Here is a 15,767-nt window from a genome sequence, read left to right on the forward strand (position 1 = left end):
CCTTCAGCAATCAACAGGCGTCAGCCGCTACGGCCGTCTCAGCCGTTGCGCTTCCAACGCGGCTTGTCCTCGCGGCGGCCGAAGGACGAGCCGCCGGTGCCACGGTGGTCGTCACGACGGGCGTGGGGACGCTCGTGGCCGCCGGCGCGGAAGCCGGGACGGTCGTCGCGGCGGTCGCGGTTGAAGGGACGGTCGCTGCCACGGTGACCGCCACGCTCGTCACGCCGCTCGAAGGAACGCCCGGCGGCCGGCCGCTCGTCGCGACGGAAGCCGCCACGGTCGTTGTCGCGACGCTCGAAGGAACGCCCACCACGGTCACCACGGTCGTCCCGACGGAACCCACCACGGTCACCGTCGAAGGAACGACCACCACGGTCACCCCGGTCATCGCGACGGAAGCCACCACGGTCGTTGTCGCGACGCTCGAAGGAACGCCCACCACGGTCACCACGGTCGTCCCGACGGAACCCACCACGGTCACCGTCGAAGGAACGACCACCACGGTCACCCCGGTCGTCCCGGCGGAAGCCGCCACGGTCGCCGTCACGGTCCCGACGCTCGAAGCCACGGTCACGGTCGCGGTCGCGGTTGAACCCGCCCCGGTCGTTGTCCCGGCGCTCGAAGGAACGCCCGCCACGGTCACGGTCGTAGGAACGGTCGCGGTCGCGGTTGAAGCCACCGCGCTCACGGTCGCCCCGCTCGACGTCCTGCGCCGCCGGCTGCTCGGGCACGGACGCCTCGACGCTCTCGACGGCCTCGGCCGCCGCCTGCGCCTCGGCCACCGCGGCCTCCGGGTCCTCGCCCCGCTCACGCGCCGCACGGGCGACGAGCCGGTCGGACTCCTCACGCAGCTCGGCGGCACGCCGCTGCGCCCGCTCCAGCTGCTTGGTGAGCTGAGCAACCTCGCGCTCGGCCTGCTGCGCGGCGTTGCCCGCGGACTCCGCCTGCACCTCGGTCATCGAACGGGCGCCGGTGATCTCGGCGACCTCCGGGTCGAAGGCGGCACCGCCCTGGATGATGTGCCGCCCGGCGTCGACGCCCGCGTCCTCCATCAGCCGGAAGATCTGGCGGCGCTGGTGCGGCAGGGAGAGGGAGACGACCGTGCCGGTACGGCCGGCACGCGCCGTACGGCCCGCCCGGTGCAGGTAGTCCTTGTGGTCACCGGCCGGGTCGACGTTCAGGACGAGGTCGATGCCGTCGACGTGGATGCCGCGCGCGGCGACATCGGTCGCGACGAGGACGTTGACGTAGCCGTCCTTGAAGTCGGCCAGCGTCCGGGTGCGCGCACCCTGCGTCATACCGCCGTGCAGCGCGTCGGCCTTGGCACCGGCGTCGCGCAGCTGCTCGGCGACGCGGTCGGCGCCCAGCTGGGTGCGCACGAAGATGATGGTGCGGCCCTTGCGGGAGGCGATCGCGGCGGTGACCGGCGCCTTGTCCTTGGGCTTCACGATCAGGATGTGGTGCGACATGGTCGTCACGGCGCCCTGCGCGGCGTCGACCTCGTGCAGGACCGGGTCCGTGAGGTACCGGTCGACGAGGGTCTTGATCTCGTTCTCCATGGTCGCGGAGAACAGCATCCGCTGACCGCCCGCCGGAACCTGGTCGAGCAGCTCGGTGACCTCGGGCAGGAAGCCCAGGTCGGACATCTGGTCGGCCTCGTCGAGCACGGCGACCTGGACGTGCTCCAGGGAGCAGGCGCCGCGGTTGATGATGTCGCGCAGTCGGCCCGGGGTGGCGACCAGCACGTCGACGCCCCGCTCCAGGGCGTAGATCTGGTTGCCCATGGACGTACCGCCGCACACGACCTTCATCTTCAGGCCGAGCTGGTCGCCGTAGGGCTGGAGCGCGTCCGCGACCTGCATCGCGAGCTCACGGGTCGGGGTGAGGATGACGGCGCGCGGCTTGTGCTTCTCGGTACGGCCGCCGGACAGACGCGCCAGCGTCGGCAGACCGAACGACAGCGTCTTGCCGGAGCCGGTGCGGCCGCGGCCGAGGATGTCCTTGCCGGCCAGGGCGTCCGGGATGGTCGCGGCCTGGATCGGGAAGGGGGTGGTCACGCCGTTCTGCGCGAGCTTGCGCACGACGCCCTCGGGGAGGCCGAGGTCCGAGAAGGTGATCTCGGGGGTCTCTTCGACGGAGTCGTTCTCGCCGTTCTCGGGCACGACAACGGGATCAGTACTGGAAATGGACATGCGTAAGCGAAACCTTCCGGAGTCTCGTCGGCACGCGCCCGTCAACTCCGTGATTTCGCAATACGACCGCCTCAATGCGGTCAGCCACGGCAAGGGAGAGTACGCGCCACACGGCGCGCTCTGCAGTGGCGCCGGGCAAATGGGATCAAACGATCTACCACCATACGCACCCCCAGCCCCCCAAGGCAAACCGACCGAAGCCGGTGTAGGCAACGTCACTCACCACCACGTCGCCCGGCCCCCGAACGTCACGCCGGCGCCCCCGCGGCCGGCGCCGGCTCCCGCTGCCCCAGCTGCGGCCCCGTCTCCTCGTGCGCCGACGACGAGGGCTCGGCCTCCGTGGGCGTCGGCGTGACGGTGGTCGGCACCTCGGTGGGCGTCGGCTCCGGTTCCACCGTCCGGGTCGGCGTCGGTTCGGCCGTACGGGTGGGACCGGGCTTCTCGCTCTGCCCCGGCTTGTCCGGCCCGCCGCCCCCCGCCGGGGCGGACGCGCTCACCTCCGCCGGCGGCGAGGCGGAGGGAGAGGCCGACGCCACGGCCCCCTTCTCACCCTTGCCCTTGCCCTTGTCCTTCGCCTTCCCCCGCTTGCCGTCGTCCGCGTGCGCCCCGTACCCGGACCCACCGCCCGACACGGCCGACCCGCCGTCCGGGGCCTCACCACCGCGCTGCCCCGCGGAGGGCGACGGCTTCGCGCTCCCGCCTCCACCGTCGTCGCCCACACTCATACAGCCGGCTGCGGCGGCGACGGCCACCACCGTGGCGGCCAGACGGACAGGTACGTACAAGGGGCGCACGGGGGCCACCTCCAGTGGCGGGCGAAGAAGTCAACCTGCCCAACTCCCGCCGCCCACAAGAGGACACGCGTCCCGCGGCACCACCCGGCCACCCGTCCGATACGGCCCTCGCTCAGCCGTAGCCGAGTGCGTGCAGCCGCTCGTCGTCGATCCCGAAGTGATGCGCGATCTCATGCACCACGGTCACCTCGGTCTCCGCGACGACCTCCTCCCGTGTCTCGCACATCCGCAGGGTCGGCCCCCGGTAGATCGTGATCCGATCGGGCAGCACTCCGGCGTACCACTCCCCACGATCGGTGAGCGGCGTCCCCTCGTACAGACCGAGCAGCTCGGGATCCTCCGCGGGCGGTTCGTCCTCGACGAACACCGCGACGTTGTCCATCAGCCGCGTCAGCTCCGGCGGAATCCGGTCCAGCGCCTCGGCGACCAGTTCCTCGAACTCCTCGCGCGTCATCTCCAGCACATGCCCATTGTCGGGTACGACACGGTCGGGAAGGAGCCGCCAACGGCCCCGCATATCCGACCCCGCACTTGGGCATACGGGACCAATGGCCCGCGTCCCCGCCGCAGTCATGAAGGTCCTCGCCCACCTCCCCCGGGCACCGCGCGCCCTCGCCCGCCGCTACTCCACGCGCCGCCCGCTGCCCAGCCTGGAGCTCGTCACCCAGCCCCACCCCTGGACGCGCGCCCTCGGCCTGGTCACCGTCGTCCTGCTGGGCGCCTGGCTGGGCCTGCTGATCGTCGGCAATGTGCGCGTGCCGGTCGGCCCGATGAACACGACGATGACCCTGCGCCCGTCCATCACCGGCGGCACGAAGATCAACGTCTCCCCGCTCGGCGCCCTCCAGCTGGACAGCCACATCGCGCCCGTCCGCCTGGACGTCAACGTCGACCAGCTCGACCCTGAACGCGCCCAGGCCCTGGTCGACCACCCCGAGCGCCTCTCCGGCCTCCAGGACGAGGTCGCCCAGGACGTCGCCCACGGCACCCGCGACCTCGCCGTACGCAGCTGCGTGGCCGTCGTCACCGGCGCCGCGGCCCTCGGCCTCGCGGTCTACCGCCGCCCCTGCCGCGCCCTGGCCGCCGGCGGCATGGCCCTGACCCTCCTGGCCGCGTCGGGCGGCACGGCCTACGCGACGTGGAACCCCGAGTCGGTCCTGGAACCGAAGTTCTCGGGCCTGCTCTCCTCCGCCCCGTCCCTGGTCGGCAACGCGCGCAGCATCGTCACCGAATTCGACGTCTACCAAAAGGAGTTGGCCCGCCTGGTCACCAACGTGACCAAGCTCTACGACGCCACCTCCACGCTCCCCGCCTACACGCCGGACCCGAGCACCGTCCGCGTCCTGCACGTCTCCGACATCCACCTCAACCCGGCGAGCTGGAAGATCATCGCCTCGCTGGTCAGCCAGTACAAGGTCAACGTGATCGTCGACTCCGGCGACACCATGGACCACGGCACCGCCGCCGAGAACGGCTTCCTCGACCCCATCGAGGACCTCGGCGCCCCCTACGTCTGGGTCCGCGGCAACCACGACTCCGGCCTGACCCAGCGCTACCTGGAAGGCCTCAAGAACGTCCACGTCCTGGACGACGGCAAGGCGCAGACCATCGCGGGCCTGCGCTTCGCCGGCATCGGCGACCCCCAGTTCACCCCCGACCGCTCCCAGGTCCCCGGCGGCGACGCGGCCAACGAACTCGCGGGCGCCCGCCTGGCCACGTCCCTGCGCGACCAGGCGGCCGCCGGCACCCCCGTCGACGTGGCCGTCGCCCACGAGCCGGTCGCGGCGCGCCAGACCGACGGCGAGGTCCCGCTGGCCCTGGCCGGGCACCTCCACCACCAGGAGATGGAGGTCATGCAGTACGGCACCCGGCTGCGCCTGGAGGGCTCCACCGGCGGCAGCGGCCTGCGCGCGATCGAGGGCAAGCACCCCGACCCCATCCAGACGTCGGTCCTCTACTTCGACCGCGAGACCCGCCGCCTGCAGGCCTGGGACGAGATCGAACTCGGCGGCCTCGGCCTGACCACGGCGGAGGTGAGGCGCCACCTGGTCGAGGAGAACCAGCCGGGCGCCACCGACTCCCCGACTCCCACGCCCAGCCCGTCCCCGTAAACCGTTTTGGCGATACCTCCCGCCATCCCATATGCTTCTCACGTCCCCGACGCGCTGAGAAGCGCCCAGGCGGGCCGATAGCCCTCATCGTCTAGCGGCCTAGGACGCCGCCCTTTCAAGGCGGTAGCACGGGTTCGAATCCCGTTGGGGGCACGCAGTACGGTGTGCGACACTGTCGTACGCAACGCAAGGTCCTGTGGAGCAGTTTGGAGTGCTCGCCACCCTGTCAAGGTGGAGGCCGCGGGTTCAAATCCCGTCAGGACCGCTGAGGCTTGTCATAGGCCTCGCGGCTGGGTAGCTCAGTTGGTACGAGCGATCGCCTGAAAAGCGATAGGTCGCCGGTTCGACCCCGGCCCCAGCCACCACCACCCCGACCAGGGGTTGAGCCCCTCTCCACCATTACTGGAGAGGGGCTCTTTCGTGCGACGGCTCAGGACTTCTTCGCGACGGTCCGCTTCGCGGCGCTCCGCCTCGTGGCAGTCCGCTTGGTGGCAGTCCGCTTCGTGGTCGGTGCAGCGGGTGCGGTCGACCACTTGAACTCGATCTCCAGCTCGATCTCCCCGTCACCGACCTCAAGCTCTATCTCGCCACGAAGGTCGGCCGGGATCCGCAGGCTCAGCTTCCAGGGCTCGAGTTCCAGCTCGGCGTCCTCACCCTGCCTCAACGCGGCCGCGAGCGCCGCGAGCTGATCAGCCGCCTCAAGGCGGGACAGTGAGCGCTTCTGCTCGATCTTGAGGTCCTTCATGGCGTCTCCGATCCAGCGCACAAAACAGCCGATAACGCCATTCTGGGGCGACGCGCCCAGTTGGACATCTTCGTGGTGAAGCGCAGTGAGAGGTGTGGGCGGCACGGATGGCCGCCCAAAAGCATTCGCCCCTTGTTTCCCCGGGATGAGATCCTGGATCCCGTATGTCTACGCACCCCGCCCCCGCCCTCGGCGCCCTCGCCCCCCGCCTGACCGAGCTGTCGCTGCGCGATGCGCACCGGCTCGGGCGGCGGCTCGAAGGTGCGCGCAAGATCCGTAAGCCGGAGGCGCGGGACGCCGTGCTCGCCGAGATCGAGGCGGAGATCGCCAAGGGCGAGGAGCGGATGGTCACCCGGCGCACCCGGGTGCCGGCCGTCGCGTATCCCGAGCAGCTGCCGGTCAGCCAGAAGAAGGACGAGATCGCGGCCGCCATCCGCGATCACCAGGTCGTGATCGTCGCCGGTGAGACCGGTTCCGGAAAGACGACGCAGATCCCCAAGATCTGCCTGGAGCTCGGACGCGGCGTGCGCGGCATGATCGGGCACACCCAGCCCCGCCGTATCGCGGCCCGTACGGTCGCCGAGCGGGTGGCGGAGGAGCTGGACACCCCGCTGGGTGAGTCCGTGGGCTGGAAGGTCCGCTTCACCGACCAGGTGAATCCCGACGGCACCTTCATCAAGCTGATGACGGACGGCATCCTGCTCGCCGAGATCCAGACCGACCGCGAGCTGCGCGCCTACGACACGATCATCATCGACGAGGCCCACGAGCGGTCCCTCAACATCGACTTCCTGCTCGGGTATCTCGCGCAGCTGCTGCCGAAGCGGCCCGACCTGAAGGTCATCATCACCTCGGCGACCATCGACCCCGAGCGCTTCTCCCGGCACTTCGGCGACGCCCCGATCGTCGAGGTCAGTGGGCGGACGTATCCGGTGGAGGTGCGCTACCGCCCGCTGCTCGAAGAGGACTCCGAGGACACCGACCGCGATCAGATCACCGCCATCACGGATGCGGTGGAGGAGCTGATGGGTGAGGGGAAGGGCGACATCCTCGTCTTCCTCTCCGGTGAGCGGGAGATCCGGGACACGGCGGACGCGCTCACCAAGAAGCAGTACCGCTTCACCGAGGTCCTGCCCCTCTACGCCCGCCTCTCGCACGCCGAGCAGCACCGCGTCTTCCAGCAGCACACCGGTCGCAGGATCGTTCTGGCGACCAACGTCGCCGAGACGTCGCTGACCGTCCCGGGCATCAAGTACGTCATCGACCCCGGATTCGCCCGGATCAGCCGGTACAGCCATCGCACGAAGGTGCAGCGGCTCCCCATCGAGGCGATCTCCCAGGCCAGCGCCAACCAGCGCAAGGGCCGCTGCGGACGTACCAGCGACGGCATCTGCCTCCGGCTGTACGCCGAGGACGACTTCCTGGCCCGCCCGGAGTTCACGGACGCGGAGATCCTCCGGACGAACCTCGCCTCCGTCATCCTCCAGATGACCGCGGCCGGGCTCGGGGACATCGAGAAGTTCCCGTTCATCGACCCGCCGGACCACCGCAACATCCGCGACGGCGTCCAGCTCCTGCAGGAGCTCGGCGCGATCGACCCGGCCGAGAAGGACGTACGCAAGCGGCTCACGGACACCGGCCGCAAGCTCGCCCAGCTGCCCGTCGACCCGCGCCTGGCCCGCATGGTCCTGGAGGCCGACAAGAACGGCTGCGTCCGTGAGGTCATGGTCATAGCGGCGGCGCTGTCCATCCAGGACCCGCGCGAGCGGCCGGCCGACAAGCAGGCCCAGGCCGACCAGCAGCACGCCCGCTTCAAGGACGAGACCAGCGACTTCCTCGCCTTCCTCAACCTGTGGCGCTACGTCCGCGAGGAGCAGCGCGAGCGGGGCTCGTCGTCGTTCCGCCGGATGTGCAAGCAGGAGTACCTGAACTTCCTGCGCATTCGCGAATGGCAGGACATCTACACGCAGTTGCGCACGGTCGCCAAGCAGATGGGCATCCACCTCAACGAGGACGACGCCCCCGCCGACCGGGTGCACGTCTCCCTCCTCGCCGGTCTGCTCTCCCACATCGGGATGAAGGACGTGAAGGAGTCCAAGGACTCCGGCCCGGGCGCGCGCAAGGACGGCGGGCGTGGCGAGTACGTCGGTGCCCGCAACGCGAAGTTCGCGATCTTCCCGGGCTCGGCCCTGTTCAAGAAGCCCCCGCGCTTCGTGATGTCGGCCGAACTCGTCGAGACCTCCCGCCTCTGGGCCCGCGTCAACGCGAAGATCGAGCCCGAGTGGGTCGAGCCGCTCGCCGAGCACCTCCTCAAGCGCACGTACTCCGAGCCGCACTGGGAGAAGGACCAGGCAGCGGTGATGGCGTACGAGAAGGTCACGCTGTACGGCATCCCGATCGTCGCCCAGCGCAAGGTCAACTACGGCCGTGTCGACGCCGAGGTCAGCCGCGAGCTGTTCATCCGCAACGCCCTCGTGGAGGGCGACTGGCGCACCCACCACAAGTTCTTCGCCGACAACCGCAAACTCCTCAGCGAGGTCGAGGAGTTGGAGCACCGGGCGCGGCGCCGGGACATCGTCGTGGACGACGACACGCTGTTCGACTTCTACGACCGGCGCGTGCCCGACCATGTCGTCTCCGGCGCCCACTTCGACTCGTGGTGGAAGCACAAGCGGCACGAGGAGCCGGAGTTCCTGGACTTCGAGCGCGAGATGCTCATCCGGGAGTCGGCGGAGGCGGTCACCAAGGCCGACTATCCCGACTCGTGGCGCCAGGGGCAGCTGAAGTTCCGGGTGACCTATCAGTTCGAGCCGGGCGCGGACGCGGACGGTGTGACGGTCCATGTCCCGCTCCAGGTGCTCAACCAGGTCACGGACGAGGGCTTCGACTGGCAGATCCCGGGCCTCAGGGAGGAGCTGGTGACGGAGCTGATCCGTTCCCTCCCGAAGCCGATCCGCCGCAACTACGTGCCGGCGCCGAACTTCGCCAGGCGGTTCCTGGACGGCGCGGTCCCCTTGCAGGAACCGCTGACGATGACCATGGCCCGCGAGCTGAAGCGCATGGTGGGCGTGCCCTTCGAGGCGGACGACTTCGACTGGGCGAAGGTCCCGGAGCATCTGCGCATCACCTTCCGCATCGTCGACGAGCGGCGCCGCAAGCTGGCCGAGGACAAGGACCTGGAGGCCCTGAAGCTCCAGCTGAAGCCGAAGGCGCGCAAGGCCCTCTCCCAGGCAGCGGCGGCCACCGCCTCCCGTGAGGGCGGCGAGTCGCTGGAGCGGGGGGGCCTGACCGACTGGACCATCGGCACCCTCACTCGCGTCTTCGAGACCCGCCGCGCCGGCCAGCCGGTCAAGGCGTACCCGGCGCTGGTGGACGACGGCGACACAGTGTCGGTCCGCCTCTTCGACACGGAGGCGGAGCAGCAGCAGGCGATGTGGAAGGGCACCCGCCGGCTGATCGTGCGCAACATCCCGGTCAACCCGGCGAAGTTCGCGTCCGAGAAGCTGACGAACGCCCAGAAGCTGGCGCTGTCCGCCAACCCCCACGGCTCGATCCAGGCCCTCTTCGACGACTGCGCGATGGCGGCGGCGGACAAGCTGATCGGGGACTTCGGCGGGCCCGCGTGGGACGAGGAGTCGTACCGGAAGCTGTACGACAAGGTGCGCGCCGAGATCGTCGACACGACGGTCCGTGCGGTGGGCCAGGTGCAGCAGGTCCTCGCCGCCTGGCAGGCCGCCGAGCGCCGCCTGAAGGCCACACGCAGCCCGGCGCTGCTGGCGAACCTCGCGGACGTGCGGGCGCAGCTGGACGGCCTTGTGAAGCCCGGTTTCGTGACGGCGGCGGGCCTGCGCCGGCTGCCCGATCTGATGCGCTATCTGATCGCGGTGGACCGCCGGCTCCAGCAGATGCCGACGAACGTCCAGCGGGACACGACGCGCATGGAGAAGGTCCACGAGATGCGGGACGAGTACGCCTGGCTGCTGGAGCAGATGCCGCAGGGGCGTCCGGTCCCGCAGCCGGTCCTGGACGTGCGCTGGATGCTGGAGGAGCTCCGCGTGAGCTATTTCGCCCACGCGCTCGGCACGGCGTACCCCGTCTCCGACAAGCGGATCGTGAAGGCGATCGACGCGCTCGCGCCGTAACGGTCCGTTCACTCTGGGTGAGTTCGACCAGGGGGCTCGCGCTCCTGTACAGTCTCTTCTCGCAGCGCAACGCACGAATGGCGCAGCGAAACTCCCCCAGCGCCTTAAGGGCCTGGGCGGGGCCCCCAGGTCCTGTGGAGCAGTTTGGAGTGCTCGCCACCCTGTCAAGGTGGAGGCCGCGGGTTCAAATCCCGTCAGGACCGCAGTGAGTGAAGGGCCCGCATCCGATGAGGATGCGGGCCCTTTCTCGTGCTCCCAGCCGGGCTCTGCGCCGCCGGGCGCCAGCCCTGCCGCCTTGACGGAGTCACATTCGCTCGGTACCCAGAAATCAGGGCCCTTCCCGTGCGGCCCCCTGGAGGTGGCGTATGGCGGCATCGGCTAGGCACGAAACGCGGGCGCTGCTCCGCGCGCACCTGTCGGCCGCCTCCTCCTATCGGCATCGCACCCGCCACTGCCCGATATGCCTGCGCCTGCTGCGCCTGGCGATGGACTCCGGCACGCGTGCCTACCAGCCGGTGGTTCTGGAGGAGGTCGCGCAGGACGAGGCCCCGTCCTCGGCGTGACCGCCACCCCGCCAACTACCGCCCGATCATGGGCCACTGGAGGGCAGGACTCCCTTTAGCGCACATGGGCCGGGAGCAACAAGCACCGGTGCGTGTGACGGGTGTCACCGCATAAGTTTCCTGGGGAGTAGGTCTTACACCTCTCCTACAACTGGTCAATTTAATATGTGCAATTGCACCAGCATCGGGGCAGGTTCCGGGACTCATCCGACACCCACCCACCCCGTTCCCGGCGCGCACACAGCTCACACCCGGCGACCACTCAGAGTGAGTCCACAGGAGATCCGACAGCCCTCCCCAGACTCCGACAAGCCCGCTCACAGACCCCCGGCCGGCGCACACTCCGCACACAAAAAAGATCGCGCTGGACCCGGCGGAGTCCAGCGCGATCTACGACGCACCCTTGCTGCGTGCCTGAAGTGCTCTGTCGGCTTGGGCGTGAGCTCTGTTGGGGCAGAACCCGCGTCGCTTGTAGCTAAGGTTCGGGCGCCACGGCAAGTTGGGGGAACAGCCGTTTTGCCCGGTTATGGAGTTGTTCAGGCTTCGCTGCGCTGCTGCGGGATGCCCGCGAGCAGAGCGCGGACTTCAGCCTCGCGGTAACGGCGGTGACCGCCGAGCGTGCGGATGGAAGTAAGCTTCCCGGCCTTCGCCCACCGCGTGACCGTCTTGGGGTCGACGCGGAACATGGTGGCGACCTCAGCCGGGGTCAGCAGCGGCTCGGCATCAGGGGTGCGAGCGGTCATGAGCGGCCTCCTCGGGAGAACCGAACCTTCTCGGTTCTTTCCTCTAAATTCTGCACCTTGACCCGCGTTGCCCGAAATGGCGGACGCGAGTCGAGTCGGTTATAGGACGAACGGCTTGTCCTCGGCACTACAACTACACCATCTGTCCAGCCGCGTCGGCCAAACCGATGGAATTGCCCCTCCAGGTGTTCATCAGCGACGGAAGCCGATGGACCATGCCATAGCGGACAGTCACGCCGCTGTGACGATCAGTCACAGTGGCGCGCAGGAGTCTCAAGACCCCCCAAATAGTGCAATGTCGAGATGGAGTCCTCCCCGGACTCCTTGTCCTATTTTGGCACGAGGGGGGGTTCGAGGCGCAAGAGCCGCGTACGTGCATTCCGTCACGCTTGCGGGTGTTGACACATCCTTGATGCATACGCCCGGATCGGGACCTACGTCCCTTGTTGACGAGACATCAAGGACCTCAGAACGAGCACGAAACCCCAAAACGGGCGTCCCGTCAAACGCCAGTTCGTTACGTCACACAGGGCGTCAGATCACTCCGACCGGAGTGCTCCAGGTCACTTTGCGCGGGGGTTCAGTTGGCCGAGCGCCGGTCCCGCACCGACCGCCACCGCTCCACGAGCCGGGCGTAGGCCTCCCCGGCCCCCGCCCCGTCGCCCTGCCGCAGCGCCTCGATGCCGTCGGCCACGTCGGCCGCCGAGTGGTCGTCCTCCAGCTCGCCGGCCGGGAGGGTGTGCACCAGACCGCCGTAGTCCAACTCGACCAGCGAGCGCGGATGGAACTCCTCCAGCCAGCGCCCGACGTCCACCAGGCCGTCGATGAGCGGCCCTTCGTCGATGGTGTCCTTCAGCGTCCTCAGGGCCCGCGCCACCCGCCGCCGCGCCTGCACCATCGGTGTGCGGTAGCGCAGCATCGGGGGAACCTCGCCCGAGCCCTTGTCGAACCGCCGCTCCTCGTCCGACACCAGCACGAACCAGTGCAGCGGCACCTGCCAGGTCGAGGTGCGGATCCACGGCCGGGCGTCCGGATTGCGGGCCAGCCAGCGCTCGTAGTCCTGGGCCGCCTGGCGCCGTACGAACTCGGGCAGCACCGCCTCCAGGACCGGCCCCGGCAGTTCGGCGGCCAGCTCCCCGAGCGCCTGCCAGCCGCGCAGCCGGGTGCGCCACGGGCACACGCACAGCACCCCGTCGATCTCCAGCACGAAGGCGTCGCCGCTCTCGTGCACCGGCACCGGGACGGGCGGGGTCGGCAGCAAGTCCGCCAGGGAACGGCGCAGTTCGTCCTGGTACGAGGGGCGGTCCGGGCGGCGGGAGTAACGGGACCAGTGGCCGCGCTCCGGCTCCGGGAAGGCCGCCAGCGGTTCATAGACCCGCAAATACGTCGCGTACGGGACGATCACCGAGGACACCTTGGGCACGCCTGCTCCCTCCCCCGCCGTCTGCCAGGGAAACCTGCGAAACCCGCTTACAAACGTGCGGGAAAACTATGCAAATCGTCGCACGGCCGTACTCCGCGAGTAGGTGATCCTGAGCACTGCGGGTTGGACGGGCGCTCGCGGGTCTAATCTCATGCTCAACAGCCCCCGCCACCTGTACGGGAGCTCGCTCCAACCGCCGCCAGTACTCAGGAGTCACCACAGTGACCGACGTAACACACGGCGTCCTGCACACCCTGTTCCAGTCGGACCAGGGCGGTCATGAGCAAGTCGTGCTCTGCCAGGACCGCGCCAGCGGCCTCAAGGCCGTCATCGCCATCCACTCCACCGCCCTGGGCCCTGCCCTCGGCGGTACGCGCTTCTACCCGTACGCGACCGAGGAAGAGGCCGTCGCCGACGCGCTGAACCTCGCGCGCGGCATGTCGTACAAGAACGCCATGGCCGGGCTCGACCACGGCGGCGGCAAGGCCGTGATCATCGGCGACCCCGAGCGGATCAAGTCCGAGGAGCTGCTGCTGGCCTACGGCCGGTTCGTGGCCTCGCTGGGCGGCCGCTACGTCACCGCGTGCGACGTCGGTACGTACGTCGCCGACATGGACGTCGTGGCCCGCGAGTGCCGCTGGACGACCGGACGCTCCCCCGAGAACGGCGGCGCCGGTGACTCCTCGGTCCTGACCGCCTTCGGCGTCTACCAGGGCATGCGCGCCTCCGCCCAGCACCTGTGGGGCGACCCCTCGCTGCGCGCCAAGCGGATCGGCATCGCCGGCGTCGGCAAGGTCGGCCACCACCTCGTGGAGCACCTGATCGCCGAGGGCGCCGAGGTCTTCGTCACCGACGTGCGCGAGGAGGCGGTGCGCCGGATCACCGAACGGCACCGGAACGCCCTGGCCGTCAAGGACACCGACGAGCTGATCCGGGTCGACGGGCTCGACATCTACGCCCCCTGCGCACTCGGCGGGGCGCTGAACGACGACACCGTGCCGGTGCTGACCGCCAAGGTGGTGTGCGGCGCGGCCAACAACCAGCTCGCCCACCCGGGCGTGGAGAAGGACATCGCCGATCGCGGGATCCTCTACGCGCCCGACTACGTGGTGAACGCCGGCGGTGTCATCCAGGTGGCCGACGAACTGCACGGCTTCGACTTCGACCGCTGCAAGGCGACGGCCGCGAAGATCTACGACACCACGCTGGCCATATTCGCACGTGCGAAGGCAGATGGAATTCCGCCGGCCGCCGCCGCCGACCGGATCGCCGAGCAGCGGATGCACGAGGCCGCGGAGGCGCGCAGGACGCGCTGACGGGCTTTGACCGGTACCCGTCGGCGAACACTTAGAGAGAACTCTCACGTCCGTCGGCGGGTCGGTCGCCAAGAAGTGGTTAAAATCAGGGTTGACCAGCGGGGACAGGGCGCCCCGAGGGTTCCGGCCCGAGGCACGTGCTGCGGGCGACGTACCGTATGGGCGCGGGCTCAGGTACCGTGGAAGTCCTACGGACCGGTCTCTCCGAGGAGAGCCCGTTCCAGATCATGAACGCGTGTCAAGACTCTGGGGCCGTCGAGCCCCGTCACCGAGGGGGTCGAGCCATGGGGCGCGGCCGGGCCAAGGCCAAGCAGACGAAGGTCGCCCGCCAGCTGAAGTACAACAGCGGCGGGACTGACCTGTCGCGTCTGGCCAACGAGCTGGGCGCTTCGACTTCGAACCAGCCGCCGAACGGCGAGCCGTTCGAGGACGACGACGAAGAAGAAGACGACCCGTACGCCCAGTACGCGGATCTGTACAACGACGACGATGAGGACGAAGAGGACGACGAGTCCGGTCCCACGTCGCAACAACGCCGCGGCGCTTGACTATCCAGCAGTGCCTGACCCGGTCCTGAGCGGTCTACCGCCGGACCGGGTTTTGCACTGCCTTTCGCGGTCTCAACCCGCGGCGCGCTCAGTTTGAGTACGTGCCGACCAGGGCGGCGCCAGTGGTGTGCTCGCCCCTGTCCGTGATCTCGCCTGCGATCCAGGCGTCCACGCCACGGTCGGCCAGCGTCGCCAGGGCCACGTCCGCGGACTCCTCCGGGACGATCGCCATCATGCCGACGCCCATGTTCAGCGTCTTCTCCAGCTCCAGGCGCTCGACCGAGCCGGTCCTGCCGACGAGGTCGAAGACCGGGGCCGGGGTCCAGGTGGAGCGGTCGACGATCGCGTGCAGGTCGTCGGGGATCACGCGGGCCAGGTTGGCCGCGAGGCCGCCGCCGGTGATGTGGCTGAAGGCGTGCACATCGGTGGTGCGGGTGAGGGCCAGGCAGTCCAGCGAGTAGATCTTCGTGGGCTCCAGCAGCTCCTCGCCGAGGGTGCGGCCGAACTCCTCGATCCGCGCGTCCAGCGCGAGACCGGCCTGGTTCAGCAGGACGTGCCGGACCAGCGAGTACCCGTTCGAGTGAAGCCCGGACGCCGCCATGGCGATCACCGCGTCACCCGTACGGATGCGATCGGGGCCGAGCAGTCGGTCGGCCTCCACGACGCCCGTACCGGCGCCGGCGACATCGAAGTCGTCCTCGCCGAGCAGACCCGGGTGCTCGGCCGTCTCGCCGCCGACCAGGGCGCAGCCGGCGAGCACACAGCCCTCGGCGATGCCCTTGACGATGGCGGCGACGCGCTCGGGGTGGACCTTCCCGACGCAGATGTAGTCGGTCATGAACAGCGGCTCGGCGCCGCACACCACGATGTCGTCCATGACCATCGCGACCAGGTCGTGGCCGATGGTGTCGTAGACGCCCATCTGGCGTGCGATGTCGACCTTGGTGCCGACACCGTCGGTGGCGGAGGCCAGCAGCGGGCGCTCGTAGCGCTTGAGGGCGGAGGCGTCGAAGAGGCCGGCGAAACCGCCGAGGCCGCCGAGGACCTCGGGGCGCTGGGTCTTCTTCACCCACTCCTTCATGAGCTCCACGGCGCGGTCGCCCGCTTCGATGTCGACGCCGGCAGCCGCGTAGGAAGCACCGGAAACGTTGGTCTCAGACATTGCCTGGGATCTTTCGGGTTGGTGATAC

At 69.4% G+C, this 15,767-nt stretch carries 12 protein-coding genes and 4 tRNA genes; 9 read left to right on the forward strand and 7 right to left on the reverse strand.

Going from position 1 to position 15,767, the window contains the following annotated elements; genetic code table 11:
- Positions 1-38: 38 nt before the first annotated feature.
- The 3 genes from OG254_RS23575 to OG254_RS23585 all read right to left on the reverse strand — a co-directional run bounded on the left by OG254_RS23575 (position 39) and on the right by OG254_RS23585 (position 3,449).
- Positions 39-2,192, reverse strand: coding sequence for a DEAD/DEAH box helicase (locus tag OG254_RS23575; RefSeq protein ID WP_405585037.1), 2,154 nt, complete (start codon positions 2,190-2,192; stop codon positions 39-41).
- A gap of 248 nt (positions 2,193-2,440) precedes the next feature.
- Positions 2,441-2,986 carry a hypothetical protein gene (locus tag OG254_RS23580; protein ID WP_405585040.1) on the reverse strand — a complete coding sequence of 182 codons (546 nt, stop codon included), beginning with the start codon at positions 2,984-2,986 and terminating at the stop codon, positions 2,441-2,443.
- Between the two features lie 112 nt (positions 2,987-3,098).
- Complete coding sequence (locus OG254_RS23585; RefSeq protein WP_405585043.1) at positions 3,099-3,449, reverse strand: metallopeptidase family protein; 351 nt, start codon at positions 3,447-3,449, stop codon at positions 3,099-3,101.
- A gap of 85 nt (positions 3,450-3,534) precedes the next feature.
- Between OG254_RS23585 and OG254_RS23590 the strand changes: the two genes are divergently transcribed.
- From OG254_RS23590 to OG254_RS23605, 4 genes are all read left to right on the forward strand, one after another.
- The gene (locus OG254_RS23590; RefSeq protein WP_405585046.1) at positions 3,535-5,097 is read left to right on the forward strand and encodes a metallophosphoesterase; all 1,563 of its coding nucleotides are present in this window, start codon (positions 3,535-3,537) and stop codon (positions 5,095-5,097) included.
- 80 nt (positions 5,098-5,177) lie between these two features.
- A tRNA-Glu gene (locus OG254_RS23595) sits at positions 5,178-5,250 on the forward strand.
- Positions 5,251-5,287: 37 nt separating this feature from the next.
- A tRNA-Asp gene (locus tag OG254_RS23600) sits at positions 5,288-5,362 on the forward strand.
- Positions 5,363-5,385: 23 nt separating this feature from the next.
- Positions 5,386-5,462: transfer RNA gene (locus OG254_RS23605), tRNA-Phe, on the forward strand.
- A 65-nt stretch (positions 5,463-5,527) separates the two neighbouring features.
- On the opposite strand, the gene OG254_RS23610 is transcribed toward OG254_RS23605, so the two are convergent.
- Entirely contained in the window at positions 5,528-5,842 is a 315-nt protein-coding gene (locus OG254_RS23610; protein ID WP_405585049.1) for an amphi-Trp domain-containing protein, read from the reverse strand.
- Between the two features lie 164 nt (positions 5,843-6,006).
- Between OG254_RS23610 and hrpA the strand changes: the two genes are divergently transcribed.
- From hrpA to OG254_RS23625, 3 genes are all read left to right on the forward strand, one after another.
- On the forward strand, positions 6,007-9,984 hold the full coding sequence (gene hrpA, locus OG254_RS23615; RefSeq protein WP_405585052.1) for an ATP-dependent RNA helicase HrpA: 3,978 nt from the start codon (positions 6,007-6,009) through the stop codon (positions 9,982-9,984).
- Between the two features lie 128 nt (positions 9,985-10,112).
- A tRNA-Asp gene (locus OG254_RS23620) sits at positions 10,113-10,187 on the forward strand.
- A 162-nt stretch (positions 10,188-10,349) separates the two neighbouring features.
- Positions 10,350-10,547, forward strand: coding sequence for a DUF6274 family protein (locus OG254_RS23625; RefSeq protein ID WP_405585055.1), 198 nt, complete (start codon positions 10,350-10,352; stop codon positions 10,545-10,547).
- 536 nt (positions 10,548-11,083) lie between these two features.
- On the opposite strand, the gene bldC is transcribed toward OG254_RS23625, so the two are convergent.
- Positions 11,084-11,290 carry a developmental transcriptional regulator BldC gene (bldC, locus tag OG254_RS23630; RefSeq protein ID WP_003949541.1) on the reverse strand — a complete coding sequence of 69 codons (207 nt, stop codon included), beginning with the start codon at positions 11,288-11,290 and terminating at the stop codon, positions 11,084-11,086.
- A 580-nt stretch (positions 11,291-11,870) separates the two neighbouring features.
- Positions 11,871-12,713, reverse strand: a complete 843-nt coding sequence (locus OG254_RS23635) for a hypothetical protein (protein WP_405585058.1) — start codon at positions 12,711-12,713, stop codon at positions 11,871-11,873.
- 221 nt (positions 12,714-12,934) lie between these two features.
- On the opposite strand from OG254_RS23635, the gene OG254_RS23640 reads away from it, so the two are divergent.
- Both OG254_RS23640 and OG254_RS23645 read left to right on the forward strand, forming a co-directional pair.
- Entirely contained in the window at positions 12,935-14,029 is a 1,095-nt protein-coding gene (locus OG254_RS23640; protein ID WP_405585061.1) for a Leu/Phe/Val dehydrogenase, read from the forward strand.
- Between the two features lie 284 nt (positions 14,030-14,313).
- Positions 14,314-14,577, forward strand: coding sequence for a DUF3073 domain-containing protein (locus OG254_RS23645; protein WP_351201042.1), 264 nt, complete (start codon positions 14,314-14,316; stop codon positions 14,575-14,577).
- Between the two features lie 88 nt (positions 14,578-14,665).
- Here the strand turns inward: OG254_RS23645 and purM are convergent, their stop codons facing one another.
- Positions 14,666-15,739: a phosphoribosylformylglycinamidine cyclo-ligase gene (purM, locus tag OG254_RS23650; RefSeq protein WP_405585065.1), complete on the reverse strand. Its 1,074-nt coding sequence runs from the start codon at positions 15,737-15,739 to the stop codon at positions 14,666-14,668.
- Between the last annotated feature and the right edge of the window lie 28 nt (positions 15,740-15,767).

The organism is Streptomyces sp. NBC_01092 (assembly GCF_045039535.1).
In the GTDB taxonomy this organism is placed as follows: Bacteria; Actinomycetota; Actinomycetes; order Streptomycetales; family Streptomycetaceae; genus Streptomyces.